This is a genomic window from Tabrizicola thermarum, assembly GCF_003574395.1.
GTDB lineage: Bacteria > Pseudomonadota > Alphaproteobacteria > Rhodobacterales > Rhodobacteraceae > Tabrizicola > Tabrizicola thermarum.
In genome coordinates, this window is sequence record NZ_QMJY01000036.1 from 1 (window position 1) to 426 (window position 426).

Consider the following 426-nt stretch of genomic DNA (forward strand, 5'->3'; position numbering starts at 1 on the left):
GGCAGAGCCGGACATGGGCTACCTTCACCGTCACGGTGACGCCGTCGATCAGCACCACCTCATGGCTCCAGTCGAACTGGTAGGCCTCTCCCGGCGCGAAGGTCAGCGGCACGAAGGCGGCTGCCGTGCCCGATCCCTGTGCCTGCTTCCAGGTCGAGGCATAGCGCCGAACGGCATCGTAGCCGCCCTCATACCCGTGCCCCCGAAGCTCTTCGAAAAGTTGCATCACGGTCAGCCGCTCACGGCTGGCACGGGCGGCATTGGTCGCCAAAAGCCTGTCCGGTTCGCCCAGCCAGGCGCCCAGCTTCGGTCGGGGTTGAACGGTGCGCTTGCAGCCGAACTCGGTCGCCCCGGACCGAACCACCTTCCGCACAACCTTCTTCGACAGGTTCAGCTCACGGCAGATCGTCTTGATCCCCATGCCCT

Annotated in this window: 1 protein-coding gene; it reads right to left on the minus strand. The window is 65.5% G+C overall.

Annotated elements, in window-relative coordinates:
• Positions 1–426 (minus strand): IS21 family transposase (locus D5084_RS18450; protein ID WP_494337062.1); only part of this gene is annotated, 426 nt, incomplete at both ends.